Annotated in this window: 24 protein-coding genes and 1 tRNA gene; 15 read left to right on the top strand and 10 right to left on the bottom strand. The window is 63.9% G+C overall.

The features are described 5' to 3' along the window. The coding region (locus EOA49_RS08170) for an efflux RND transporter permease subunit (RefSeq protein WP_164749200.1) at positions 1 to 2,236 on the bottom strand (2,236 nt) is incomplete at its 3' end. Next, entirely contained in the window at positions 2,233 to 3,534 is a 1,302-nt protein-coding gene (locus EOA49_RS08175; protein ID WP_127241068.1) for an efflux RND transporter periplasmic adaptor subunit, read from the bottom strand. The genes EOA49_RS08175 and EOA49_RS08170, both read right to left, overlap by 4 nt. A 147-nt stretch (positions 3,535 to 3,681) precedes the next feature. Between EOA49_RS08175 and EOA49_RS08180 the strand changes: the two genes are divergently transcribed. The 10 genes from EOA49_RS08180 (at position 3,682) to ugpC (ending at position 13,467) form a co-directional block, all read left to right on the top strand. Beyond that, on the top strand, positions 3,682 to 4,215 hold the full coding sequence (locus EOA49_RS08180) for a TetR/AcrR family transcriptional regulator (protein ID WP_067319219.1): 534 nt from the start codon (positions 3,682 to 3,684) through the stop codon (positions 4,213 to 4,215). Between the two features lie 173 nt (positions 4,216 to 4,388). After that, positions 4,389 to 5,177, top strand: coding sequence for a 3-hydroxybutyrate dehydrogenase (locus tag EOA49_RS08185; RefSeq protein WP_095799863.1), 789 nt, complete (start codon positions 4,389 to 4,391; stop codon positions 5,175 to 5,177). A 165-nt stretch (positions 5,178 to 5,342) separates the two neighbouring features. Next, positions 5,343 to 6,161 (top strand): sulfurtransferase/chromate resistance protein, encoded by an 819-nt coding sequence (locus EOA49_RS08190; RefSeq protein WP_127241067.1) that lies wholly within the window; start codon positions 5,343 to 5,345, stop codon positions 6,159 to 6,161. Next, positions 6,158 to 7,546, top strand: a complete 1,389-nt coding sequence (gene chrA, locus EOA49_RS08195) for a chromate efflux transporter (RefSeq protein ID WP_127241066.1) — start codon at positions 6,158 to 6,160, stop codon at positions 7,544 to 7,546. Before EOA49_RS08190 ends, chrA begins: the two co-directional genes overlap by 4 nt. A 100-nt stretch (positions 7,547 to 7,646) precedes the next feature. Continuing rightward, positions 7,647 to 8,531 (top strand): dihydrodipicolinate synthase family protein, encoded by an 885-nt coding sequence (locus EOA49_RS08200; RefSeq protein ID WP_127241065.1) that lies wholly within the window; start codon positions 7,647 to 7,649, stop codon positions 8,529 to 8,531. Positions 8,532 to 8,553: 22 nt separating this feature from the next. Continuing rightward, a complete protein-coding gene (locus EOA49_RS08205) occupies positions 8,554 to 9,213 on the top strand; it encodes a GntR family transcriptional regulator (RefSeq protein WP_095831065.1) in 660 nt (219 codons plus the stop codon). 61 nt (positions 9,214 to 9,274) lie between these two features. Continuing rightward, positions 9,275 to 10,612 (top strand): sugar ABC transporter substrate-binding protein, encoded by a 1,338-nt coding sequence (locus EOA49_RS08210; RefSeq protein ID WP_095799981.1) that lies wholly within the window; start codon positions 9,275 to 9,277, stop codon positions 10,610 to 10,612. Then, positions 10,612 to 11,550 (top strand): sugar ABC transporter permease, encoded by a 939-nt coding sequence (locus EOA49_RS08215; protein ID WP_095799868.1) that lies wholly within the window; start codon positions 10,612 to 10,614, stop codon positions 11,548 to 11,550. The genes EOA49_RS08210 and EOA49_RS08215 overlap by 1 nt, the downstream gene beginning before the upstream one ends. Next, positions 11,551 to 12,372: a carbohydrate ABC transporter permease gene (locus tag EOA49_RS08220; protein ID WP_082953638.1), complete on the top strand. Its 822-nt coding sequence runs from the start codon at positions 11,551 to 11,553 to the stop codon at positions 12,370 to 12,372. Between the two features lie 36 nt (positions 12,373 to 12,408). Beyond that, positions 12,409 to 13,467, top strand: coding sequence for a sn-glycerol-3-phosphate ABC transporter ATP-binding protein UgpC (gene ugpC / locus EOA49_RS08225; protein ID WP_095799870.1), 1,059 nt, complete (start codon positions 12,409 to 12,411; stop codon positions 13,465 to 13,467). Between the two features lie 134 nt (positions 13,468 to 13,601). Here ugpC and EOA49_RS08230 read toward each other — a convergent pair. Together EOA49_RS08230 and EOA49_RS08235 are read right to left on the bottom strand one after the other, a co-directional pair. Then, positions 13,602 to 13,678 (bottom strand) — tRNA-Arg (locus tag EOA49_RS08230). A 99-nt stretch (positions 13,679 to 13,777) separates the two neighbouring features. Further along, positions 13,778 to 14,941 carry a M20 aminoacylase family protein gene (locus EOA49_RS08235; protein ID WP_127241630.1) on the bottom strand — a complete coding sequence of 388 codons (1,164 nt, stop codon included), beginning with the start codon at positions 14,939 to 14,941 and terminating at the stop codon, positions 13,778 to 13,780. 215 nt (positions 14,942 to 15,156) lie between these two features. Between EOA49_RS08235 and EOA49_RS08240 the strand changes: the two genes are divergently transcribed. Beyond that, the gene (locus tag EOA49_RS08240) at positions 15,157 to 16,329 is read left to right on the top strand and encodes a D-alanyl-D-alanine carboxypeptidase family protein (RefSeq protein ID WP_127241631.1); all 1,173 of its coding nucleotides are present in this window, start codon (positions 15,157 to 15,159) and stop codon (positions 16,327 to 16,329) included. Continuing rightward, a complete protein-coding gene (locus EOA49_RS08245) occupies positions 16,326 to 17,444 on the top strand; it encodes a GTP-binding protein (RefSeq protein ID WP_127241632.1) in 1,119 nt (372 codons plus the stop codon). The genes EOA49_RS08240 and EOA49_RS08245 overlap by 4 nt, the downstream gene beginning before the upstream one ends. Before the next feature lie 19 nt (positions 17,445 to 17,463). On the opposite strand, the gene EOA49_RS08250 is transcribed toward EOA49_RS08245, so the two are convergent. From EOA49_RS08250 to EOA49_RS08270, 5 genes are all read right to left on the bottom strand, one after another. After that, positions 17,464 to 17,703, bottom strand: a complete 240-nt coding sequence (locus EOA49_RS08250) for a sulfurtransferase TusA family protein (RefSeq protein ID WP_067319197.1) — start codon at positions 17,701 to 17,703, stop codon at positions 17,464 to 17,466. Positions 17,704 to 17,715: 12 nt separating this feature from the next. Beyond that, on the bottom strand, positions 17,716 to 19,035 hold the full coding sequence (locus EOA49_RS08255; protein ID WP_127215955.1) for a murein L,D-transpeptidase family protein: 1,320 nt from the start codon (positions 19,033 to 19,035) through the stop codon (positions 17,716 to 17,718). 300 nt (positions 19,036 to 19,335) lie between these two features. Further along, complete coding sequence (locus EOA49_RS08260) at positions 19,336 to 20,286, bottom strand: acetyl-CoA carboxylase carboxyltransferase subunit alpha (protein ID WP_067319192.1); 951 nt, start codon at positions 20,284 to 20,286, stop codon at positions 19,336 to 19,338. A 99-nt stretch (positions 20,287 to 20,385) separates the two neighbouring features. Continuing rightward, entirely contained in the window at positions 20,386 to 21,300 is a 915-nt protein-coding gene (locus EOA49_RS08265) for a site-specific tyrosine recombinase XerD (RefSeq protein WP_127240907.1), read from the bottom strand. 9 nt (positions 21,301 to 21,309) lie between these two features. Then, the gene (locus EOA49_RS08270; protein WP_066990358.1) at positions 21,310 to 21,462 is read right to left on the bottom strand and encodes a histidine kinase; all 153 of its coding nucleotides are present in this window, start codon (positions 21,460 to 21,462) and stop codon (positions 21,310 to 21,312) included. A gap of 206 nt (positions 21,463 to 21,668) precedes the next feature. Here EOA49_RS08270 and EOA49_RS08275 point away from each other — a divergent pair, with 206 nt between their 5' ends. The 3 genes from EOA49_RS08275 to EOA49_RS08285 are packed head-to-tail and all read left to right on the top strand — an operon-like array spanning position 21,669 to position 24,288. Beyond that, positions 21,669 to 22,283, top strand: a complete 615-nt coding sequence (locus EOA49_RS08275) for a shikimate kinase (protein ID WP_127217381.1) — start codon at positions 21,669 to 21,671, stop codon at positions 22,281 to 22,283. Beyond that, entirely contained in the window at positions 22,280 to 23,401 is a 1,122-nt protein-coding gene (gene aroB / locus EOA49_RS08280; RefSeq protein ID WP_067319186.1) for a 3-dehydroquinate synthase, read from the top strand. Before EOA49_RS08275 ends, aroB begins: the two co-directional genes overlap by 4 nt. Further along, complete coding sequence (locus tag EOA49_RS08285) at positions 23,398 to 24,288, top strand: transporter associated domain-containing protein (protein ID WP_067319184.1); 891 nt, start codon at positions 23,398 to 23,400, stop codon at positions 24,286 to 24,288. Before aroB ends, EOA49_RS08285 begins: the two co-directional genes overlap by 4 nt. Positions 24,289 to 24,344: 56 nt before the next feature. Here EOA49_RS08285 and EOA49_RS08290 read toward each other — a convergent pair whose 3' ends face one another. Continuing rightward, complete coding sequence (locus tag EOA49_RS08290) at positions 24,345 to 25,889, bottom strand: SpoVR family protein (RefSeq protein WP_095824001.1); 1,545 nt, start codon at positions 25,887 to 25,889, stop codon at positions 24,345 to 24,347. Positions 25,890 to 25,908: the final 19 nt, after the last annotated feature.

A 25,908-nucleotide genomic window follows, 5' to 3' on the forward strand; every position in this document is an offset into this window, starting at 1 on the left:
TGTCATAGCTGTTGGAGTCGCGATCGAACTGCGCCACTTCGGCGCCGCCGACCAGCAGCGTCAGCGTGTTGCCGATGTCGGCGATGGGCAGGTTCAGTGCCGCCGCGCGCTCGCGGTCGATGGTGACGGTCACCTGCGGGGCGTCATAGGACATCGAGTTCTGCACGACGATGAAGCGGCCGGAAGCCTGCGCCTTGTTCTTGATCTTCTCGGCCTGGTCGAAGACTTCCGAGGGATCGCCGGTCGAGCGAACCACCATCGAGATCGGCAGGCCGCCGCCCGAGCCGGGCAGCGTCGGCGGCGCGAAGACGAAAGCCTCGACGCCGGCGACCTTGGCCAAGCGACCGGTGATGTCGGTCTGGATCTCCTTCGAACTGCGCTGCCGTTCGGCCCAATCCTTGAAGGCAAAGCCGACAAAAGCGCCGTTGGTGGCGCCGCCGAAGGCGACCGCCGAGAACTGCGCCCGCGTTTCCGGAATGTCCTTAACAAGACCGAGGATCTGGTTGACGTAGGTCTCGGTGTAGTCCGAGGTAGCGTAGCGCGGGGCGGTTACGATCGAAAGCAGGAAGCCCTGGTCTTCTTCCGGCGCTAGTTCGGTCGAGGTCTTGGTGAACATGAAGCCGGTGAGCGCAACCAGCGCGACGACGATGATAAAGGTAACCGGCCTGTTTCTGAGCGAAGCGGTCACCGCCCGCTCGTAGACGCGCTCGACACGGCTGAAGGTGCCGTCGACGATGCGCTGGAAGCGGCCGTGCGCGCCGGCCTTCAAGAGGCGAGCCGACATCATCGGCGTGATGGTCACCGCAATCAGGCCGGACAGGACCACGGAGCCGGCCAACGTGACCGCGAACTCGCGGAACAGCGCGCCGGTCAGACCGCCGGTGAAGGCAAGCGGCGCAAACACGGCGGCCAGCGTAATGGTCATGGCGACGATTGCCGAGAAGATCTCGCGCATGCCGTTGAAGGCCGCCTGCATCGGCGACATGCCGTCTTCCTCCATATGGCGGTGGATGTTCTCCACCACGACAATGGCGTCGTCGACGACAAGGCCGATCGCCAGCACCATGGCAAGCAGCGACAGAAGGTTGATCGAATAGCCTACCGCAAACAGAATGAAACAGACGCCGATCAGCGACAGAGGGATGGTCACGATCGGCATCATCACCGAGCGGAAGGATCCGAGGAAGAGCAGGATGACGAGAATGACGATGGCGACAGCCTCACCGATGGTCTTGAACACCTCCTCGATCGAGGCGCTGATCTGCTCGGTGGAATCGTAGACGATCTCGATCGTCATGCCCTTCGGCAACGTATCCTGGATCACCGGCACGATCTTGTGGATCGCCTCGGCAGTCGTCAGCGGATTGGCGGCAGGCGTCGGGAAGATGGCCAGGAAGGTGCCCGGCTTGCCGTTGAAGCTCACCCTCGTGTCGGTGCTGGCGGCGCCAAGCTCGACCCGAGCCACATCGCGCAGCCGCACCACCTGGCCGTCGGTCGAGCGGATAGGGAGCTGCGCGAAGGCTTCCGGCGTCTGCAGGGTCGAGTGAACCGCGATCGAGGAAACCACATACTCGTTCTGTGTGTTGCCGGGCGCGGACAGGAAATTGGAATTGTTGATCGCAGTCAGCACGTCGGCGGCCGTGGCGCCGCGGGCGGCGAGCCTGACCGGGTCGATCCAGACCCGCATCGAATATTCCTCGGCGCCGAAGATCTGGACGTCGGCGACGCCTTCCACCGTCGAGATGCGCGGCCGCACGACGCGCTCGATGTACTCGGTCAACTGCTCCTTCGTCATGTTCGGATTCTGCATCGAGATATACATCATCGCGAACTGCTGGCCGGTGCCCTTGACGATCACCGGATCCTTGGCGGCATCCGGCAAGGTGCCGCGCACGCCCTGAACCTTGGACAGCACCTCGGTCAACGCAACATCGGGATTGGAGCCGAGCTTCATCTGGACGGTCACCGTGCTCGAAGACGGGCGGCTCGACGAGGTGACGTAGTCGATGTTTTCCGTCGAGGCGACGGCGCGCGCGATCGGCGCTGAGATGAAGCCCTGAATCAGGTCGGCGCTGGCTCCGGGATAGGCCGTGGTGATGGTGATCGCCGTCTCGTCAACCTTCGGATACTGGCGGATCGACAGGTTGAAGATGGCCTGGAAACCCAGGAGCAAGATCATGCAGGCCAGCACCGTCGAGAGGACGGGGCGGCGAATGAAGATATCGGAAAAGCTCATTGCTGAACCTGCTTGTTTGCCGATTTGCTGGGATCAACGGTGTTGTCGACCGCAACGGACATGCCGTTGAAGAGCCGGTTCTGACCGGCGGTCACGACCTGGTCACCGGCCTTCAGGCCTTCGACGATCTCGACCATGCCATTGTTGCGGCGGCCGAGCTTGACGAAGACCTGCGACAGAACGAGTGCCGGCTGTTGCCCGGTTTCGGCCGGCTTTTGAGCGTTCTCAGCCGGCTTCGCAGCGCTGTCGGCGGCGTTTGCCGTATCGGAGGCCGGCTTCGAGGCATCGGCTTGCGGCTTGGCTGCATCGCCGGCAGGCTTCTCTGCGCCGGACTTCTGGTCTTCCGGTTTTGCTGGCGCGGCAGCGCCGGCCTCAGCGGGCTTGGGCGGCACCACCACGAAGACATAGTCGCCGTACAGGCTTGAGGTCACCGCCGTCTGCGGCACCGAGATGACGTTGCTTTCCTCCGGCAACTCAACGCGGATTTGCACGAACTGGCCCGGGGTCAGCTTGCCCTCCGGGTTGGCGACCTCGCCGCGGATCGACACCAGCCGGCTTGCCGGGTCGATCTTGGGATCGATGCCGCGGATGGAGCCGGCAAAGGACATGTCGGCAGCATTGCTGCCGATCCGCACCGTCTGGCCGATCTTCAGCAGCGGCAGCTGCTGTTCGGGCACGGTGAAGTCGACCCGCATCGTGTCCAGATCCTGGATCGTGACGACTGAGTTGCCGGGCGCCAGATACTGGCCAATGTCGATCTTCGGAATGCCGACCGTCCCGGTGAAGGGAGCTGCGAGTTGCTTTTGGTCGAGCACGGCTTGCAGCTTGTTCACTTGCGCGGCCGATGCGGTCGCCGCCGCGCGCGCGGCATCAAGCGTAGCGTCGGTGCCGACGCCACGCCGCTGCAATTCCAGCGCGCGGGTCAGCGCCGCCTGGTCGGATGCTGCCTGAGCCTTCTGCGCCACCAGATCGGCCTTCTCGACGGCATCGTCGAGCTGCAGAAGCACAGCGTCGGCCGCGACCTTCTGGTTGGCGTGGAAGAGGATGTCCTTGACGATGCCGGCCGTCTCGACGGTCAGGTCGACGCCGCGCACGGCGTTGACGGTGCCGATCGCCTCGACGCCGGGCGTCCAGTTCGAAGGCTTCGCCACGATGGTCGACACTGTCGCCGCCGGCGGTTTCATGGTGGCGAAAAACTGCTTGATCGCATTGTCGCGAAACAGGTTGAAGCCGACGATGCCGGCGCACACCACGGCGAGCAGCAGCAGAATTCCGGTGATGATGAAGAAGCGCTTCACGGATAGTTCCCCTCGAGCCGGCAACCGGCAACGTCAATTGCCGGGACACATATCGACGATAAATCCCGATTTCAAATTGCGGGCGCCTTACTGTACCGTCTGGACGGTCTTGTCAATTCCACAAGGCCTAATGTAAGGGAAGGCGTGATGAAAGCTCGCAGGGCAAACTCGCGCGACAGGATACTTGCAGCGGCAGCCGACGTGGCGCGCGAGGCGGGCCCGGGAAGCCTGTCGCTCGACGCCATCGCCAATCGCGCCGGCGTGTCGAAGGGCGGTCTGCTCTACAATTTCCCGACCAAGGCCAAGCTGATGCAGGGGCTGGTCGAGAATTACCTCAATGCTTTCGAGCAGGCGCTCGAAGAACGCACGGCCGAGGCAAGCGATGAAAGCGCGCTCGCGGCCTACATACGGCTCTCGGCCGATGATTGCGAGAAGCCGAAACCTTCGGCCTCCTGGATGTTCTCCGCGATCGCCGAGGATCCGGAATTCCTGACGCCGATCAAAGCCTTCAAGCGGCAGCTGTTCGAACGGCTGAAGGAGGAAACGGACGACCTCGGCTCGCTGCTGGTTTGTTTCCTCGCCATCGAGGGGCTGCGCAGCATGAATCTTTTCGATTCAGACGTGCTGTCGCAGCAGGAGCACAGGCTCCTGGTTTCCTCGCTGCTCAAGATAGCCGGATAGGTCGCAGGCCTCACATCAGCGGCGGCAAAGACCGCCCTAGGACCGCCCGCTTCCTGTCGCTCGAACTGCATCACAACATTGTAATCGCACCGAAATACGGGCATGGCATTGTTATGTTGCGACGCACAAACTATCTGCTTCAACAGTCCCTCCCTCCACGTGCGAGATCTGCCATGGGTTCCCTGTCTTCCAAGAATGCGCTCGTCACTGGCTCGACCAGCGGCATCGGCCTTGCAATCGCCCGCGCCTTTGCCGCCGAGGGCGCCAACGTCACCATCAACGGCCTGGGCGATGCCGCGGCGATCGAAAAGGAGCGCGCCGGCATCGAGAGGGATTTCGGCGTCAAGTGCCGCTATTCCGGCGCCAACATGATGGACGGCGGGGCGGTCACCGCCATGATCCGCGAGGCCGAGGAGGCGTTCGGCAGCCTCGACATCCTGGTCAACAATGCCGGTATCCAGCATGTCGCGCCGATCGACGAGTTCCCCGACGACAAGTGGGAGGCGATCATCCGCATCAACCTGCTTGCCGCCTTCTATGCCATCAAGGCGGCGCTGCCGGGCATGAAGAGCCGCAAATGGGGCCGCATCATCAACACGGCTTCGGCCCATGCGTTGGTCGCCTCGCCGTTCAAGTCGGCCTATGTCTCTGCCAAGCACGGGATTGCAGGTCTGACCAAGACGGTGGCGCTGGAAGTCGCGCAGGATGGCATCACCGTCAATGCGATCGCGCCCGGTTATGTCTGGACGCCGCTGGTCGAGAAGCAGATCCCCGACACGATGAAGGCGCGCGGCATGACCGAGGAACAGGTCAAGCACGATGTGCTGCTTGCCGCGCAGCCGACCAAGGAGTTCGTCAGCGTTGAGGAATTGGCGGCACTGGCGCTGTTCCTGTGCTCGGATGCGGCCAAGCAGATGACCGGCACGACCCTGCCGATGGATGGCGGTTGGACGGCGCAGTAAGTGCAGCTTCCAAAGAAGGTGCGGGCCGCGCCTTCCTCGACAAGAATTCTTGACAATCGTAGGGGAGCGTTCCAGCATCCTGGCTAAGGGGTTCCCCGCGACGACCCCGTGAGGCGTCAGCCCAACGATCGCGTCCAAACTCTCTTCGTTCAGGAGGTGGACGCCATGCCGTCAACAACTCAGATCACAGTGCCGCAGCTTGCCCGACTGGTCGGCCTGCCGGATGCACCTCGTCTCGTCGACGTACGCATCGACGACGACTTTCAAGCCGATCCGCGGCTGCTGCCGGCTTCTTACCGGCGCGACTTCAGAACCGTCTCGACCTGGGCGGCCGACTTCTCCGGATCCAGGGTCGTGGTCATCTGCCAGCGCGGAGAGAAGCTCTCGCAAGGCGTTGCCGCGTGGCTGCGCCACGAGGGCATTCCGGCGGAATCGTTGGAAGGCGGTTTCGCGGCCTGGGCCGCCGTCAAGGCGCCGTTAGTCGCGGCCGACGCAATTCCGCCTCGCGATGGGAAGGGTCGCACCGTATGGGTCACGCGTTCCCGGCCGAAGGTCGATCGCATCGCCTGCCCCTGGCTGATCCGACGATTTGTCGATCCTGGCGCCGTGTTCCTGTTCGTCGACCCGGCCGAGGTGCCCCTGGTGGCGGATCGCTTCGCCGCGGTGCCCTTCGACATCGAAGGCGTGTTCTGGAGCCATCGCGGCGATCATTGCACCTTCGACACGATGATCGAGGAGTTCGGCCTGCGCACCGAGGCGCTCGATCGTCTGGCGCTGATCGTGCGCGGCGCGGATACAGCGCGTCTCGACCTGGTGCCGCAGGCTGCCGGGTTCCTCGCCGCGTCGCTCGGCCTGTCACGCATGTTCCGCGACGACCTGGAACAGCTCGAAGCCGGCATGCTGCTCTATGACGCTTTCTTCCGCTGGTGCCGTGACGCCACGGACGAGACGCATAACTGGCCGGCCGGGGGTAAGCAACAATGACCGTGCTTGCCAAGGACAGCGCCGCGCAGCCGGCCGATGTCCCGGCTGTGCCGACTTTCGGTGAAGCGACGCGGCTATGGGCCAAGATCGGCCTGCTCTCTTTCGGCGGGCCGGCCGGGCAGATCGCCCTGATGCACAAGGAACTGGTCGAGGAGCGCCGCTGGATCGGCGAGGAGCGATTCCTGCATGCTCTGAACTACTGCATGCTTCTTCCGGGTCCCGAGGCGCAGCAGCTTGCCGTCTATATCGGCTGGCTGCTGCACAGGACGGCCGGCGGCCTCGTCGCCGGAACATTGTTCGTGCTCCCAGGCGCACTGGTCATGCTCGCCCTGAGCAGTTTCTACATGCTCTACAACGACGCGCCGGTCATCGAGGCGCTGTTCTTCGGCATCAAGGCGGCGGTGCTGGCGGTCGTCGTCGAAGCGGTGATCCGCATCGGCAAGAGGGCGCTGAAGAACCGGGTCATGGTGGCCATCGCGGTGGCGGCCTTTCTTGCCATCTATGTCCTCAAGCTGCCGTTTCCACTGATCGTGCTTGCGGCGGGACTCATTGGCTGGGTCGGCAATCACTTTGCACCCGGGCTGTTTTCGGGTTCGGCGCATGGCAAGGGCAACGCCGCCGCCGACAAAGGCGGCGTGGTCGACCTGATGTTCGAGCGCGGCGAGCTCGGCCACACGGTGCCGACCAAATGGCATGCGGCCCGGACCATCGCCATCTGGCTGCCGATCTGGCTCGGACCGGTGGCGCTGATCGCCGTGCTGGCAGGGCCAGGGAGCGTATGGGCGCAGATCGGCGGCTTCTTCAGCCTGATGGCGGTCGTCACCTTCGGTGGCGCCTATGCGGTTCTTGCCTATGTCGCGCAAGCCGCGGTGACCTCGTTCGGCTGGCTTTCGCCCGGAGAAATGGTCGACGGGCTCGGACTTGCCGAGACGACGCCCGGACCGCTGATCCTGGTGCTGCAATTCGTCGGCTTCGCCGCCGCCTATCGCCATGCGGGCACGCTCACCCCTCTGCTTGCAGGGTCGCTTGGGGCGGCGCTGACGCTCTGGGCTACCTTTGCGCCTTGCTTCTTCTGGATATTTCTCGGCGCGCCCTACATCGAGCAGCTGCGGCAGAACAAGGCGTTGTCGGCGGCGCTCGGTGCGATAACGGCAGCGGTCGTCGGCGTGGTGATGAACCTTGCGCTGTGGTTCGCGCTGCATGTCGTCTTCGGCAAAGTCGAGAGCGTCGGCTGGGGCGTCGAGGTTCCGGTCGTTTCCTCGCTCGACTGGCGCGCGGCGCTGCTGTCGGCGGCGGCGATGGTCGCCATGCTCAGGCTGAAGGCCGGCATGCTGCCGACGCTCGCGGCATCCGCGCTGGCGGGACTGGCTCTACAGGCATTGTGAATTGTTTCCAGCCGCAGCCAAGGGTGATCGAGAGCTATGTTTACAACTAACATGTCAGTATGCTACGCCTGCTCGCGGATTGATGAATGGAGAATTGCAGGTGGGTTCGCGCTTTGGTCTGTCGGTTGCGCTCACAACGCCCTTTGATGCAGCCGGGCGGATCGCCGTTCCGCTGATGACCGAGCATGCTAAGGCCTGTCTCGATGCTGGCTGCAGCAGCGTAACGCTGTTCGGCACCACCGGCGAAGGCGCTTCCGTCGGTACGGCGGAGCGGCAGGCGGTCATCGATGCCATGCTTGCGGCGGGAATACCCGCGGACCAACTCGTTGCAGGCGTGCTGGTCGATGCGGCGGAGGACGCTGCCGAGCAGTGCCGCCAGGCGTTGCAGCGCGGCGCCCGCAACATCCTTCTGGCGCCGCCGAGCTATTTCAAGAATGTCGGTGACGATGGGTTGTTCGGCTGGTTCGGCGCCGTGTTCGCCGCGCTCGGTCCGCTGGCCCGCGGCATGCTGCTCTACAACATCCCCTCGGTCACGACGGTGCAGCTGTCGCTCGACCTGATCGGCCGGCTTCGCAAGGCGTATCCGGGCGTGGTCGCCGGGGTCAAGGATTCCGGTGGAGACTGGGGCTACAGCGAAGCGCTGCTCAAGGCGCATGGCGACCTGATCATCCTCATCGGCGACGAACGGCATCTGGCTCCGGCGGTGCGGATCGGCGGCCAGGGCGCGATTTCCGGCATGGCCAATTTCGCCGCCGGCGAACTGCGCGCCATGATCGAGAGCGGACGCGACGACTCCCGCGTGGAAAGCTTCGTCCTCGAACTGCTCCGGCATCCGGTCATCCCGGCGGTGAAGGCCATGGTGGCGCGCCAGACCGGCGACGAACGCTGGCTGACGGTTCGGCCGCCGCTCGAGCCGGTAGCCTTGCAGGAACGGCAGCAGCTTGGCGCCGCTTACGACAGGCTGTTTGCGACACAGGCAGCCTGAACCGGGGAGGGCGCTGATCGGCATGGACGACACGAGCGAACCGGCAACCCTCAGGGAGAAGGCCTATGCCAGCTTCACGCGGCATCTGCTGGCCCGCGACCTCAGGCCCGGCCAGTTCGTTTCGCAGCGCGAGCTGGTCGCCTTCACCGGCCTGCCGCTCGGAGCCATCCGCGAGATCGTGCCGCGGCTCGAGGCCGAGGGGCTGCTGACCACGATACCGCAACGCGGCATGCAGATCGCGCATATCGACATCAGCCTGATCCGCGAGGCTTTCCAGTTCCGCCTGTTCATGGAGCGCGAGGCTGTCGCGCTGTTTGCCGTCAACGCGTCCGACGCCGAGATTGCGGGTCTGAGGCGCGAGCACGAGGACATGCTCGCCCAAGCGCTGGCGCAGACCCCGACCCCCGAAATGGAAGCCAAGGCCCAGAACATCGACTGGGCTATGCATGACACCTTCATCAGCGCGTTGGGCAACGAGATCATCGCCAAGGCCTATCTGGTAAATTCGGTGAAGATCCGGCTCATCCATCAGGAGCGGTTCCGCATCGACGGTCGCGTCGTGCCGGTCATGCGCGAGCATCTTGCGGTGATCGAGGCCCTGGAGAAACGCGATCCGCAGATGGCGGTCGAGGCGATCAGCCAGCACATCGACAATGCGCGCCGGCTGGCGCTGCAGATTTGAGGAAGCAGAACCGCGCCGCAATCGTCGTGGCGTAATCGACAACGACAACCGGGAGGAAGAAATGTCGTCCAATCCATTCAGTCCAACTAGAAGGCAGCTGCTCCAGGGAACCGCGGCTCTCGCCGCCACCGGCCTCGTCGGTCTTCGTCCGAGCTTCGCCGCGGGCGTCGACTGGAAGCGCTTTGCCGGCACGACGCTCGACGTCAACCTGGTCAAGAGCCCGCGCAGCGACACCATCCTGAAGAATCTCGCGGAGTTCGAGGAGCTGACCGGCATCAAGGTCAATGCCGAGGCGACACCCGAACAGCAGCAGCGCCAGAAGACGGTGATCGAGCTCAGCTCCGGCAAGCCGAGCTTCGACGTCGTGCATCTGAGCTACCATGTGCAGAAGCGCCAGTTCGAGAAGGGCGGCTGGCTGGCCGACATTTCCGGCTTCGTTGCCGATCCGGGCCTCACCGATCCCGGGCTGACCGAAAGCGACTTCGCCGAGGCGGGCATCCAGTTCGCCAAGGACGGCCAGGGCGTGCTGCGCTCGCTGCCGTTCTCGGTCGACTACTGGATCCTCTACTGGAACAAGGAGCTGTTCGACGCCAAAGGTATAAAATATCCCGAGAGCTTCGAGCAGCTGGTGGCCGCCGCTGAAGCGCTGACGGATCCCTCAAGCAACACCTTCGGTTTCGTCGCACGCGGTCTCAAGAACGCCAACACGCCGGTGTGGACGTCTCTGATGCTCGGCTACGACATGACGCCGCTCGGGAGCGACGGCAAGCTGCGCACCACCTCGCCGGAGGCGATCGAGGCTGCCGCCCTCTACCAGCGGCTGATGACCAAGGCCGCGCCTCCCGGCGTCACCGGCTTCAACTGGGCCGAGGCGCAATCCGCCTTCCTGCAGGGCAAGATCGGCATGTGGTTCGATGGCGTGGGCTTCGCACCGCCGATGGAAAATCCGGAGAAGTCGCGGGTGGTCGGCAAGGTCGGCTATGGCGTCATGCCGAAGGGACCCAAGGCGCATGCCGCAGGCACGTTCGGCGACGGCATCGGTGTCACGTCCGCCAGCGCGAAGAAGGAAGCGGCCTATCTGTTCTGCCAGTGGGCGGTCTCTCCGGCCATGGGCGCGCGCCTGCTGCAGGCCGGCGCCGGCGTCCCGTTCCGCAAGTCGGTGCTGGAAGACCCCAAGGTGCGCGAAGGCGTCACCATGCCGCCGAGCTGGCTGGATGCCGTGGTCGGCTCAGGCAACATCAGCCGGCTGGCGCTGCCGGTCATCATCCCGGTGACCGAGTTCCGGGACATCTATGGCGTGGCGCTGACCAACATGATTGCCGGCGCCGATCCCGCCGACGAACTGAAGAAGGCCACCGATCAGTTCCAGCCGGTTCTCGACAGGAGCGAGCAAGGCTGATGTCCGCCATCGCCCCGGAACGCGCAGGGGTGACGACGCAAGCCGTCGAAGAGAGCCAGCCGATCCGGCTGGCTCCAAACTACTGGCCTTTCGTCATTCCTGCGCTCGTCGTCGTCGGCGCCGTGATCGTCTTCCCCTGGGCCTTCACGTTGTGGATGAGCGTCAACAGCTGGACGCTCGGCCAGTCGCGAAGCTTTGCCGGGATGGAAAATTATCTGCGCTTGGCGAGCGATCCGCGGTTTTGGGAATCGCTCTGGCATACCTTGATCTATACTTTCCTGTCGGTGGTCGCGCCGATGTTTTTCGGTACCGTCGCCGCGCTCATCTTCGACGCCAGGTTTGCCTTGCGCGGCCTGCTGCGCGGCGTCTTCGTGATGCCGATGATGGCCACGCCCGTCGCCGTGGCATTGGTCTGGACCATGATGTTCCATCCGCAGCTCGGCGTGCTCAACTATCTCTTGTCGCTAGTCGGCATTCCGGCGCAGGAGTGGATATTCAACGCCAACACCGTAATTCCTTCGCTGGTCGCGGTGGAGACCTGGCAGTGGACGCCGCTGGTGATGCTGATCGTGCTGGGTGGGCTGGCGTCAGTGCCGCGCGAGCCGTTCGAAAGCGCCGAGATCGACGGCGCCAATGCCTGGCAGCAGTTCCGCTACCTCACCTTGCCGATGATCGCGCCGTTTCTGATGATCGCGGTCATCATCCGCACGATCGATGCGCTCAAGAGCTTCGATATCATCTACGCGATGACCCAAGGTGGGCCGGGCACGGCATCGGAAACAATCAACATCTATCTCTACAACACCGCCTTCTCCTATTACGACATGGGCTACGGCTCGGCCATGGCGGTGGTGTTCTTCATCGTCATCGTGGCCCTGTCCTTCATCCTCCTGATGCTGCGCCAGCGCTCGCAATGGGTCGACACGGAGGGCAAATAGGTGAGCTCGCGGCTGCTCAACAAGATAGGCCTGTTCTTCGCGGCGCTGGTGCTGGTCTCGCCGGCGATCCTGTTCTTCCTCTGGATGATCTCGCTGTCGCTGAAGTTCGAGATCGACAACGGCGCCTATCCGCCGATCCTGATCCCGGAGCGCTTCGCCTGGTCGAACTACGCAAAGGTGTTCGAGGAGAACAATTTCCTGCTCTATCTGTGGAACTCGGTGCTGGTGACCGGCACGGCGACGCTGCTGGCGCTGCTGATCGGCGTGCCGGCCGGCTATGGCATCGCCAGGCTCAAGGCGGAACGCTCGGCGATCGTCATCATGATCGCCCGCATGACGCCCGGGCTTTCCTATCTCATCCCGCTGTTCCTCCTGTTTCAGTGGCTGGGCATCCTCGGCACGCTCTGGCCGCAGATCATCATCCATCTGGTGGTGACGGTGCCGATCGTGGTCTGGGTGATGATCGGCTATTTCGAGACGACGCCGATGGAATTGGAGGAGGCCGCCAACATCGACGGCGCCAGTTCGTGGCAGGTGTTTCGCCTGGTCGCGCTGCCGATCGCCAAGCCCGGCATCGTCGTCGCCTTCATCCTGTCGATCATCTTCTCGTGGAACAACTTCGTCTTCGGCGTCGTGCTCGCCAGCCGCGAGACGCGGACACTGCCGGTCGCGGTCTACAACATGTTGTCCTACGAGCAGGTGAGCTGGGGGCCGCTCGCCGCCGCCGCGCTGGTGGTGACGCTGCCGGTGCTGGTGCTGACCATGTTCGCGCAACGGCAGATCGTCGCCGGGCTGACCGCCGGCGCGGTCAAGGGTGGCTGAGCGCCTGATCCGCCCTCATTCTTTCGGAGATATGCAATGGCATCGGTAAGCATCAACAACGTGCAGAAGGCTTTCGGAGCCACTCGGATCATCCACGATGTCAGCGTCGATATCGCCGATGGCGAGTTCGTCATCCTGGTCGGACCGTCGGGCTGCGGAAAGTCGACGCTGCTGCGCATGATCGCGGGGCTGGAAACGATCTCGGCCGGAAAGATCGCAATCGGCGAGCGCACCGTGAACAACCTCAGGGCACGGGACCGCAACATCGCGATGGTGTTCCAGAACTACGCGCTCTATCCGCACATGACGGTGGCGGACAATATGGGCTTCGCGCTCAAGATCAAGAAAGCCGATCCGGCCGATACCGCGAGCCGGGTGAAGCGGGCAGCCGGCATTCTCGGCCTGGAAAAGCTGCTCGACCGCTATCCGCGCCAGCTTTCCGGCGGCCAGCGCCAGCGCGTCGCCATGGGCCGCGCCATCGTGCGCGACCCGCAGGTGTTTCTGTTCGACGAGCCGCTCTCCAATCTCGACGCCAAATTGCGCGTGCAGATGCGCGGCGAGATCAAGGCGCTGCATCAGCGGCTCGGCACCACCACCGTCTATGTCACGCACGACCAGATCGAGGCGATGACCATGGCCGACAAGATCGTCGTGCTGCACGACGGTCTGGTCGAGCAAATCGGCGCGCCGCTCGATCTCTACGACCGGCCGGCCAATCTGTTCGTTGCCGGCTTCATCGGCTCGCCGGCCATGAACTTCATCCACGGCCACATCGAGGAGGGCATCTTCCGCAGTGCCGGTGGGCTGACGTTGCCGCTACCGCAAGGCATCCGGCCGAGCGAAGCCGCGGGAAGGGAACTGGTCTACGGCATTCGTCCCGAGCATATCCGGGCGACCGGCCAGGGTCTCTCCGGCACAGTCACGCTCATGGAGGCGACCGGCTCGGAAATCTTCGCCACGGTCGACTGCGGCGGAGAGGTGATCTCCTGCCTTTTCCGCGAGCGGCTAGCGCTGAAGCAAGGCGAGAGCGTGCGGATCGAGATCGACCGCGCCTCGGCGCATCTGTTCGACGCCAAGACCGGCCGGCGCATCTGATTGCCCTGCCCGGGCTCTCACCGCGGCGGCCAGGGAGTGCTTGAGATTCGAGCGAACGGAAAGCAACGGGAGCCCAGTTGCAAGAAAATGCAACATGGGAGCATTGCAAAAGTCAGCCAACCCTTTGATTTAGTTGGTGATCCCGACAGGAATCGAACCTGTGACCTACAGATTAGGAATCTGCCGCTCTATCCTACTGAGCTACGGGACCACGCGGCCCGACACATAAACGCTTCGGGCCGGTTCGCCAAGAGGCGTTACCGGCCGATCGGCGCCAATCGGCCGGGAAGGTCGCCTCGGTGCAAATCGGTCAGGCGGCCAGCGCCGTCTCCGCCAGCCTCACCCAATAGCTCATGCCGTGCGGGATGACCTCGTCGTTGAAGTCATAGGCCGGATGGTGAAGGCCGGCGGTGTCGCCGTTGCCGATGAAGATGAAGGCGCCGGGGCGCGCTTCCAGCATGTAGGAAAAATCCTCACCGCCCATCACCGGCTGGATGGCGCGGTGGACATTCGCGTCGCCGGCGACGCCGGCGGCAATATCGCTGGCGAAGGCCGTCTCTTCCGGATGGTTGAAGGTGACGGGATAGTTGGGGTCGTAGTCGACCTCGATCGTCGCGCCGAAGGCTGATGCCAGGCCAGCGCAAATGGCGCGGATTTTCTCTTCCGCTTTCCTGGCCACTTCCTTTTTCAGCGTGCGCACCGTGCCCGCGATCTCGGCTTTTTCCGGTATGACGTTGTAGGCATCGCCGGCATGGAATTTGGTCACCGACACCACGACGGCCTCGACCGGATCGGTGCTGCGTGAAGCAATGGTTTGCAAAGCGCTCACCAAGTGGCTGGTAATGACGATCGGGTCGATCGTGGCATGCGGCATCGCCGCATGGCCGCCATGCCCCTTGACGGTGATGGTGAATTCGGCGGTCGCCGCCATGATCGGGCCGGGCTTGATGGCGAACTCGCCGACGGGCAGGCCGGGCATGTTATGCATGCCGAACACCTTCGAGATGCCGAAGCGTTCCATCATGCCGTCCTTGACCATTTCGTTGCCGCCGCCGCCGCCTTCCTCGGCGGGCTGGAAGATCACCGCCACGGAGCCGACGAAATTGCGCGTTTCGGCGAGGTATTTGGCTGCGCCGAGCAGCATGGCGGTGTGGCCGTCATGGCCGCAGGCATGCATTTTGCCGGGAACGCTCGACGCGTAAGGCTTGCCGGTGATCTCGTTGATCGGCAAAGCGTCCATGTCGGCGCGCAAGCCGATGGCCGGACCCTCGCCCTTACGGCCGCGGATGATGCCGACGACGCCGGTTTTGCCGAGGCCGGTCACAACCTCGTCGCAACCGAAAGCCTGCAGCTTGTCGGTGACGAAGGCGGCGGTCTGGAAAACGTCGAAGTTCAGTTCCGGCGTCTGGTGCAGATGGCGCCGCCAGCCCGCGACTTCTTCCTGCATTTCCGCGGCACGGTTGAGAATTGGCATAATCGTTCCATTTCTTTGTTGGGGCAGGCAATTCAGGGCCGCTGCCCGGCAAGTGTGATCGTCTGGCGCTTTGCCATTTTGACGTCACATAGGGTAAATAGCACCGCATAATGCGGCCCGGAGTCGAGGGTCGGTCCGCACTATGCTGGCCATCGCGCAGCGAAATCTTACGGAGCCAGCGGCAACTACGGCAAGAGGCGATTTCGGAATTGATCATGCGGCAAAGGCATTTCCTCAACCTATTGCTTGCGGCGGCGCTGGCGCTGCCGATGCTTTCCGGCACTGCGCGCGCCAATCCGGTGGTGCTGTTCGACCTGAATAGCGGCAAGGTGCTGGAGCATCAGGACGCCTTCAAGCGCTGGTACCCGGCCTCGCTGAGCAAGCTGATGACGGCCTATGTGGCGTTCCGGGCGATCGCCGCCGGCGAGGTGGCGCTCGATTCGCCGATCAAGGTGACGAAACATTCGGCCGGCGAGCCGCCGAGCAAGATGGGCTTCAAGCCCGGATCGGTCATGCGGCTCGACAATGCGCTGAAGATGATGCTGGTCAAGTCGGCCAACGACATCGCCATGGCCGTCGGCGAGAACATCGGCGGATCGCAGGCCGCCTTCGCCGACCGCATGAATGCCGAGGCCGCCAGGCTCGGCATGGTCGGAACGCATTTCGTCAACCCGAATGGGCTGTTCTCGCCGGACCAGTACACGACCGCGCGCGACCTCGCCGTCCTGGTGACGGCGCTTCGCAACGACTTCCCGCAATATGCGCCGTGGTTCTCCATCGAGGGTCTTGCCGTCGGAAAGAAGGCGATCCCGAACTACAATCTGCTGATCGGGCGCTATCCCGGCGCCGACGGTATGAAAACCGGCTTCGTCTGCTCCTCGGGCTTCAACATGATCGGCTCGGCGACGCGCGATGGCCGCACACTGGTTGCCGTGGTGCTCGGCGAAAAATCCGCCATCCGCCGCGCCGAAGCGGCGGCGAAGCTGCTCGACCAGGGTTTTGACGCGCCGACGGCCGGGTCGACGACGCTCGCGGCGCTCAAGCCCTATGGCGACACGCTGTCGCCCAACGACCTGCAGGACGAGATCTGCAAGAAGAAGCCGAAGGAACAGCAGTCCGAGGCGGCACCTGCCGTCGCCGCGAAGGACAAGGCCAAATCGCCCTATCAGGTAAAACTCGATCACCCGACGCTGATCGCGGTCGGCCTTGGCGGCGCCACCGGACCGGCGCCCAAGGCGTTCGTCGACCAGACCGATCAGAACTATGCCGATGTGCCGCTGCCCAGTTGGCGGCCCGACAAGCCTCTGCCGGCCGGCGCCACACCTGCCGCAACTGCTGCCGCTGCAGCGCAGGGGGATCAGCCGGCCAAGGCGGCAAACTCGCCATGACCGGGCAGACGCGCAGCGGCTTTCCCATACCTGTCTCGGTGCTCACCGGCTTTCTCGGGGCCGGCAAGACGACGCTGCTCAACCGGCTGCTCAAGGATCCGGCGCTTGCCGACACGGCCGTCATCATCAACGAGTTCGGCGAGGTGGCGATCGACCATCTGCTCGTCGAGCAAGCCTCAGACGGCATCATCCAGCTTTCCGACGGCTGCCTTTGCTGCACGGTGCGCGGCGAACTCGTCGATACGCTGGCCGACCTCGTCGACCGGCTGCAGACCGGACGCATCGCCAGGCTGGCGCGCGTCGTGGTCGAAACCACCGGCCTTGCCGATCCTGCACCGGTGCTGCAGTCGATCATGGCGCATCCGGCGCTGGTACAGGGTTTCCGGCTCGACGGCGTCATCGCGCTGGTCGACGGCGTCAACGGGGCGGCCACGCTCGATGGCCATGTGGAAGCGGTGAAGCAGGCGGCCGTCGCCGACCGCATCGTGCTGACCAAGACCGATCTCGCCGAGGCAAGCGACGTCGAGGCCCTGCGGGCGCGACTTCATCAGATAAATCCGAGCGCGGTCCTGCTCGACGTCAATGGCCCCGCTGCCGGGGCAGCGTCGCTTTTCGATTGCGGCCTCTACAATCCCGAAACCAAGAGCGCCGACGTGCGGCGCTGGCTCGGAGAGGAGGCGGCGCATGATCATCATCACCACGACGATGGTCATGATCACGCCTCCCATCATCACGACCACCGCCACGACGGCCGCGTGCGCTCCCACTCGCTCGTCCATGACGGGCCGGTGCCGTTCTCGGCGATCGAGATGTTCCTCGATTTGTTGCGCTCGACGCATGGAGAGAAACTGCTGCGCATGAAGGGCGTCATCGAACTTCAGGAGGATCCGTCACGGCCGCTGGTGATCCACGGCGTGCAGAAGATCCTGCATCCGCCGGCCAGGCTGCCGTCATGGCCGGACGGACGGCGCGGCACGCGGCTGGTGCTGATCACGCTCGACATGCCGGAAGATTATGTCCAGCGGCTGTTTTCCGCCTTCACCAACAAGCCGTCGATCGACACGCCCGACCGGGCGGCGCTCGAGGCCAATCCGCTGGCGATCGCCGGGCTGTAGCTGCAGAGGTCCGATTGGCCTATGCCGCGCCGCCGCGCTCGACCAGGAAGCGATGGCCGCCGTCGACCGCCGCCGTCTCGATCAGCTGATGGCCGGCATCGGCGCAGAAGGCCGGAATGTCGATCACGGCCAGCGGGTCGGTGGTTTCCAGCCACAGACGGCTGCCAGGCCGCATCGCGGCCAGACGCTTGCGCGCCTTCAGCACCGGCAGCGGGCAGTTCAGCCCCTTCAGATCGTAGGTAGCGGCGGACCAGGCCAAGATCGAGAAATCTCAGCCGCCGAACATGCCGAGCAGTTTCTTCTTCAGCTTCGAGACCGTGCCTTCGTCGGCACTTGCCGCCTGCTGCGTTTCCGGCGCCGGTTGCGCGGAAGCCGCCTCGACGCCCGCGGTGACCACCGGCTGCTGAGCCGCCTGCTTGGCGGCTTCCTTTTCGGCCAGAGCCTGCGCCTTGGCGGCCGCCTTTTCAGCCTGCGCTTGCGCCTTCGCGGCCTTGGCCGCCTCGATCGCCGCAAGCCGCTGCTCCTCGGCCTTGCGCTTGGCCTCCTTCTCCGCGTCGAGCGCGGCCATCTTGCGGCCGAGCGGGGAATCGATGCGGCCCATGCGCGTCGTCTCGGTTACCGAGCCGTCCGCATTCATCGACGGCGGGTCGATCGGCACGCGCTCGCCGCGGGCGCGGCGCTTGGACCAGTCGGAAACGATGCTGGCTTCCTTGATGCCGGCGATGGCCGGCTTAGGCGGTAGTATGCTTCCCTTGACCGCGGCGTTGAACGCGGCGTCGTAGCGCTTTTCGTAGTCGGCGTAGGCCGTTTTCAACGAATCAGGCTGCGTCATTGCCGGGCAGGGGCCTGTCGGGTCGAAAGTGGCGCCTTCGGGCGCTGCCTGATTGAAGACGTAGCGCTTCTCGCAGACGTCGACTTTCGGCGGCACCTTGGTGATTTCGAAATTGTCGTAGCCGACCTTCAGCATCTTCCAGAACTCGTAGTTCGGGTCGTTGCGGTAGCGCGCCATGTTGGCGGCGGTCATGCGGAACGGGAAGGCCTGGATCTGGAACTCGGTCTGGCCGCCCTGGAAGGCATCGCGGCCGAAAGCATAGATCTGCTCGATCTGGGCATCGGTCATCGAATAGCAGCCGGACGAGGAGCAGGCGCCGTGCACCATCAGATTGGAGCCGGTGCGGCCGTTGGCCCTGTCATAGGCGTTGGGATAGCCGATGTTGAAGGACAGATGGTAGTTCGAGCGCGGGTTCATCTGCGACGGACGCACCGTGTAGAAGCCTTCCGGCGCCTGGCGGTCGCCCTCGGTGTATTTGGGGCCGAGCTTGCCCGACCATTTGCAGATGTCGTAGCTGGCGACGAGATCGTAGCGGCCGTTAGTCTTGGCCTTCCAGATCTCCAGCTTGCCTTCTTCCTTGAAGATGCGCGCCATCACCGAGGAGGTGCGCACCATACCCTTGGCCTTCATGTCGGCGAGGATCTTATCCGGCAGGGGCTTGTTGGCCTCCGGCGCAAAATCCTTCATCGACGAATCATTGCAGCCGGCGATGCCTATCGCGGCGACAAGGACTCCGGTGCGGGCAAGCTTGGCAAACATCGATACGGCTTTGTCTTTTCTCTCAGGCCAACGGCCTCGGCATGGCCGGCCCGCAGGCTCAACACCAATGGACCGTAAGCCCGTTAACCTTGAAAATTCCTTACCGCAAGCAATAGCCAACCCCTCGCGGATATTTTCATTGAGCCGAATGCGGCGGCATTTTTGTGGCGAAATTGTTAATCGCCGCCATAGTTGCGGCGAAGGGCCGAATTAAACGGGTGGCGCTGGGGCAGACTCACGTGCTTTGTTTTCATGCATGTCGTTTTCGCAAAACCACTGCACAGTTTTGCGCGACATGCATTAAAGGCTGCGGCCCATCGCTAAATATTTCTCGCGGCGCTGCTCGCGGAAATCGGTGTTGGCGCCGGCAAAGTCCTTCATCGTCTTGGCGATCAGATCGCCGGTGGCGGCAATCACCGTTTCCGGCGCACGCTGGGCGCCGCCCATCGGCTCGGGAACGATGGCATCTATGATCTTCATTTCGAGAAGATCCTGGGCGGTGATCTTCATGTTGGTCGCCGCGTCCTTGGAACGGGTGGTGTCGCGCCAAAGAATAGAGGCCGCGCCCTCGGGCGAGATCACCGAATAGATGGCATGCTCAAGCATGTAGACGCGGTTGGCGGTGGCGATCGCGATGGCGCCGCCGGAGCCGCCTTCGCCGATGACCACCGAGATCGACGGCACTTTGAGCGCTAGGCAGGCTGAGGTCGAGCGCGCAATGGCCTCGGCCTGACCGCGTTCCTCGGCGCCGACGCCGGGATAGGCGCCGGCGGTGTCGACTAGCGTCAAAAGCGGGATCTTGAAGCGGTCGGCAAGCTCCATCAGCCGAACCGCCTTGCGGTACCCCTCGGGCCGTACCGAACCGAAATTGTGCTTGATGCGGCTTGCCGTGTCGGAGCCCTTCTCCTGGCCGATCACCGCCACTGGCTCGCCGCGGAAACGGGCAAAACCGCCGACGATCGCCTGGTCGTCGCCGAAATTGCGGTCACCGGCCAACGGCGTGAAATCGCTGAACAAGCCCTTGATGTAGTCTAGGCAGTGCGGCCGGTCCGGATGGCGGGCCACCTGGACCTTCTGCCAAGGGGTGAGCGCCTTGTAGAGATCGCGCAGCGCATCGCGCGAACGCTTCTCCAGCCTGCCGATCTCGTCGGCGACATCGACCGCCTCGCCGTTCTCCGCGAGCTTCTTCAGCTCAAGGATCTTGAGCTCCAGATCCTGCACCGGCTTTTCGAAATCGAGGTAATTATACATGCTGGGGCGGACCGATCCGTCGGAAGGCAATGGCTGGCGGAACCCTGGAAATGCTGGCTCCGGGCGGTGGAACGTCGCCCTCACATAGCGATATGAAGCCTAGTCGGCAAGCGGATGATGATCGTTGACCAGCCGCACCAGCCGCTCCTCCAGCACATGAGTGTAGATCTGCGTGGTGGAGATATCGGCGTGGCCAAGCAGTTGCTGCACGGCCCTGAGATCCGCACCGTTCTGCAGGAGATGGCTGGCGAAGGCGTGGCGCAGGACATGCGGCGAGATCTTGGTCGAGGCGATGCCGGCCCGCACCGCCAAGCCTTTGAGATCGCGTGCGAAAACCTGCCGGGAGAGATGACCGCTGTCGGAAGAGGCTGGGAACAGGAACGGGCTATCGGCGTAGGCCGGCACCTCCGCCCTGGCGGCAAGCCACGCCCGCATCGCGGCGCGCGCCTTGGCCGACAGCGGCACCATGCGCTCCTTGTCGCCCTTGCCGCGCACCATGAAGAAACGGTCGTCGCGCAGCGCCACCGTCACCGGCAGACCGACAAGCTCGGAAACGCGCAGGCCCGTGGCATAGAGCACCTCGACCAGCGCGTGCAGGCGCAGCGTCGCCAACCGGTCGCCGTCGGGCGCGGCCCCGCCCGCCTCCTCGGCCGCGCGGTCGACCAGGCGGCCCGTCTCAGCCTCGGTCATGGTCTTCGGCAGCGGCCGGCCCTTCTTCGGGCTGTCCAGCGTGCCGGTCGGGTCGTCGCCGCGGAGGCCTTCGGCATAGAGGAATTTGAAGAATTGGCGGATCGCCGACAATTTGCGCGCCTGCGAGGTCGGCGCGAAGCCACGCGCCGCGATGTCGTCCAGATAGGCGCGGATGTCGGCGGCTGCCGCTCCGGCCAGGCCGCCACCGATAGCTTCGGAGGCGTCTTCGAGGTCGCGTCGGTAGGAGGAAAGCGTGTTCTCGGCCGCACCCCGCTCGGCGCTCATCATCTCCAGAAAGGCTTCGATGCGGGCCGCGCTGTTCATTTGGCCGGGTCAGTTCTTCTTCGGATTGAGCTTTTCCGCGGGAATGCGCACGCTCATTTCGGCCTTCTTCGGCTCCACGAACATCGCCAGCGCGAACATCGCGCCATAAGCGACGCCTGCAAGAACCGCCAGCGTCACGACAAAGCGAAACAATGTCGGCATTCAGTCTTCGCCCGTCTTCTTGTTCTGCGATTCCAAACCCTGTGCCCTTATGGGACGCCATTCCGGCCAATTCAAGGACGAAGGGCTGGGGCAGAGGATTTGTCGAGGAAGCTTCTCGACGGAAGAGGGGCGATCTGGCCCGCCTGCGGCGGCCTGCTTGACGCAAACGGGCTTTTGATGTCGATACGGCGCAAAGAGGGTTCCGCATGAACGCGCTGCCAGCAAATCCGCCGGACGAAGGCCGTGTCGCGCTGCTCGAGCGGCTCGGCAGCCGCTCGATCGTCTTCGTCGGCCTGATGGGCGCCGGCAAGACCGCAATCGGCCGCAAGGTGGCGACAATGCTTTCCCTGCCCTTCATCGACAGCGACCAGGAGATCGAGAGCGTATCGCGCATGACCGTGCCGGAGCTGTTCGAGCGTTACGGCGAACCTGAGTTCCGGGCGCTGGAGCAGCGGGTCATCTTGCGTCTGCTCGAAAACGGCCCGCAGGTGCTTTCGACCGGCGGCGGCGCCTTCATGAACGCGCAGACGCGCGAGGCGATCGATGCGCATGGCGTCTCGGTCTGGCTGAAGGCCGATCTCGATCTCCTGATGGAGCGGGTTTCGAAGAAGCAGAACCGGCCGCTGTTGAAGAATCCGGATCCGCGCGGCGTGCTGGAGAAGCTGATGGGCGAGCGCTACCCGGTCTATGCCACCGCCGACCTCACGGTTTCGACCCGCGACGACCGCAAGGAAGTCATCGCCAGCGAGGTGGTATGCGCGCTTTGCGCTTACCTTGGGATCGCGCCAATCGCCACCAGCGACGACGAGGTGGAGCCTTGAGCCATAGCGAACCGGTGAAGGTCGAGGTCGGACTCGGCGACCGTGCCTATGACATACTTATTGGGCCCGGCCTGCTTTCCGGCTCAGGAACCGAAATCGCAGGCCGCCTTCCCGGCACGCGTGCGGCCATCGTCACCGACGAGAACGTCGCCGCAGCGCATCTCGAAACGCTGCAGGCCGGCCTGGAAAAAGGCGGCATCGAGGCCGCCGTCATCACCCTGCCGGCCGGTGAAAAGACCAAGAGCTTCACCCACCTCGAAGAGGTCGTCGACGGCGTGCTCGCCGCCAAGCTCGAACGGCGCGATGTCGTCGTGGCACTTGGCGGCGGCGTCATCGGCGACCTTGCCGGCTTCGCCGCCGGCATCGTGCGGCGCGGGATGAACTTCGTGCAGGTGCCGACATCGCTGCTGGCGCAGGTCGATTCTTCCGTCGGCGGCAAGACCGGTATCAACAGCGCGCGCGGCAAGAACCTGGTCGGGGTCTTCAACCAGCCAAAACTGGTGCTTGCCGATACCGGCGTGCTCGACACTTTGCCGATCCGCGAATTCCGCGCTGGCTATGCCGAGCTCGCCAAATATGGGCTGATCGACCGTCCCGGCTTCTTCGCCTGGCTGGAGGAGAACTGGCAAAAGGTGTTCGCCGGCGGCCCGGAACGGACCGAAGCCATCGCCGAGGCTTGCCGCGCCAAGGCCGATGTGGTCGCCCGCGACGAGTTCGAGACCGGCGACCGCGCGCTGCTCAATCTCGGCCACACATTCGGCCATGCGCTCGAAGCCGCCACGAATTATGACGGTGCCCGTCTCGTCCATGGGGAGGGGGTCGCCATCGGCATGGCGCTGGCGCACCGCTTCTCGGCGCGTCTCAATCTAGCGAGCCCGGACGACGCGGAGCGCGTCGAGGCGCACCTTCGCGCCGTCGGCCTGCCCTGGCGGATGGCCGACATAGCGGGCCAACTGCCGGATGCCGAGACGCTGCTTGGCTTCATCACCCAGGACAAGAAGGTGTCGCGCGGCGCGCTTACCTTCATCCTGACGCGCGGCGTCGGCCAGGCCTTTATCGCCAAGGACGTGCCGCCCTCCGAAGTGCTGTCCTTCCTCAAGGCGAGCCATCCCGGATGATCGACTTCGGCTGGATCGCCGCAGCCGTCCTTGCCGCCGTGATCGTGCTGGCGTTTCTCTTGCGCACGCGGCTCTTCGCGGCGCTCGGCTACAGTCTGCGGCCGATCGAACCGACGGAGCCCGAGCAGGATGAGCCGGACGAGAACGGCGACGAGACCCGCCGCAGCGGGCAGGCGCGCGAGGATCGCAACCGGCTGGGCGCGCTTTTCGAACTCGAGGAGCTCGAGGTTTCGGACGTGATGGTCCACCGCACCAACATGCGCTCGGTCAACGCCGACGATCCGCCGGAAATGGTGGTGCGCGAGATTCTGCAGAGCCCGCATACCCGCATGCCGCTCTGGAAAGGCTCGCTTGACAACATCGTCGGCGTGCTGCATGCCAAGGATCTGCTGCGGGCGCTCAACGAGGTCGGCAACGACTTTTCCAAGATCGACGTGACAAAGATCGCGTCGAAGCCATGGTTCGTGCCCGACACCACCACCTTGCAGGATCAGCTCAACGCCTTCCTGCGGCGCAAGGCGCATTTCGCAATCGTCGTAGACGAGTATGGCGAGATGGAAGGGCTGGTGACGCTGGAAGATATCATCGAGGAGATCGTCGGCGAGATCGCGGACGAGCACGATGTCGACATGCAAGGCGTCAAGCAGGAGGCCGACGGCTCGGTCGTCGTCGACGGCACGGTGGCGATTCGCGACCTCAATCGGGCGCTTGACTGGGATCTGCCAGACGAGGAGGCGACGACGATCGCCGGCCTAGTCATTCATGAGACGCAGACGATCCCAGACGAGAAGCAGGCCTTCACCTTCCACGGCAAGCGTTTCGTGGTGATGAAGCGCGACAAGAACCGCATAGCAAGGTTGAGGATCCGGCCCGCCGGCGAAGGTTAGGGTGCGCCGATCTTCAGGTGAGACCGGGCTGCAAACGGCGGCTTCCTGCCCGGTGCTCAAAGTTCCTTGGTCGAGCGCTCGCTGAGCACGGCGCCGGTTTCGGCATCCATTGCCGCCAGGCTGACGTCATAACCCCATAGGCTCCGGATGTGGCGCAAGGTCGCGTCGCGGCTTTCGTCCTCTAGCTGGATGCCGTCCTTGACCTTGTGCTGCAGCCGCAAATGCCGGTCTCCCAGAAGATCCACGTCGACCACCTGGATGTCGGGCCGGCTCGCCCCCACATCGTAGCTTCGGGCCAGCGCGGACCGTATCTTGCTGTAGCCGCGCTCATTATGGATCGAGGCGACCTCGTAATGCGGCTCGTCGGCGCCGTCGGCCAGCACGAAGAGCCGCCATTTCCGGATCAAAGCGGGGCTCAGATACTGGCGGATGAAGGATTCGTCACGGTGGTTGGCCCAGGCATCGAGCAAGGTGTCGCGCCAGTCGCCACGGCCGGCGATGTCCGGAAACCAGTCGCGGTCCTCCGCGGTCGGCTCGGTCGAGATGCGCTGGATGTCCTGCATCATGCCGAGGCCCAGCGCATAGGGATTGATCCCGGAATAACGCGGATCGTCATAGGCCGGCTGGAAAACCACGTTCGAATGGTTTCGCAATATCTCGAGCATGGCGCCTTCGCTAATGCGGCCGCGATCGAAAAGCATGTTCATCAGGGTGTAGTGGACGAAAGTGGCGCAGCCTTCGTTCATCACCTGGGTTTGCCGCTGCGGGTAAAAATATTGCGCGATCACACGCACGATCCTGATGATCTCGCGCTGCCAGGGCTCAAGCACCAGGCTGTTCTTCTCGAGGAAGTAGAGCAGGTTCTCCTCGGGTAGATTGAGCGATTTCTTCCGCTCGGCCAAGCTTTCGTCCCCTGCCTCCGGCTTGTTCTTGTCCTGCGCGGTCGGCAGCGTGCGCCACAAATCATTGTAGGAACGCTCCTCATATTCGAGGCGCTCGCGAAGGCCTTCGCGCTGCTGTTCCGACGACAGCTTCGGCGGCCGATGGTAGCGGAACACGCCTTGCTCCATCAGCGCGTGGGCGGCATCGAGCACCGCCTCGACGGCCTGCAGTCCGTGCCGTTCCTCGCATCGGGCGATGTAGCCCTTGGCGAAGTCCAGATAGCTCAGGATGCCTCCGGCGTCCGTCCATTGCCGGAAGAGATGATTGTTTTTGAAGAAATGGTTGTGGCCAAGCGCGGCATGGGCGGTCACCAGGGCCTGCAAGGCCATGGTGTTTTCTTCCATGAGGTAGACGATGCAAGGGTTGGAGTTGATGACCAGTTCATAGGCCAGACCGCGCGCGCCCTTGCGGTAGAGAAGCTCGTTGTAGAGGAAATGCTTGCCGAACGACCAATGCCGATACATCAGCGGCATGCCGACCGAGGAATAGGCGTCGAGCATCTGCTCGGAGGAAATCACCTCCATCTGCACCGGATAGATGTCGAGGTGAAGCTCTTCGATCCCGATCGCCTCGATCTCGTCGTAGACCCGAGACAGTTTCGCAAAATCCCAGTCCGACCCGGAAAATAACAGTTCGGATTTGCGCGCCTGATTGACCATCGGCCTATGTCCCATCCGC

Origin of the sequence: Mesorhizobium sp. M1A.F.Ca.IN.020.04.1.1 (assembly GCF_003997315.1) — a bacterium.
Lineage (GTDB): Bacteria > Pseudomonadota > Alphaproteobacteria > Rhizobiales > Rhizobiaceae > Mesorhizobium.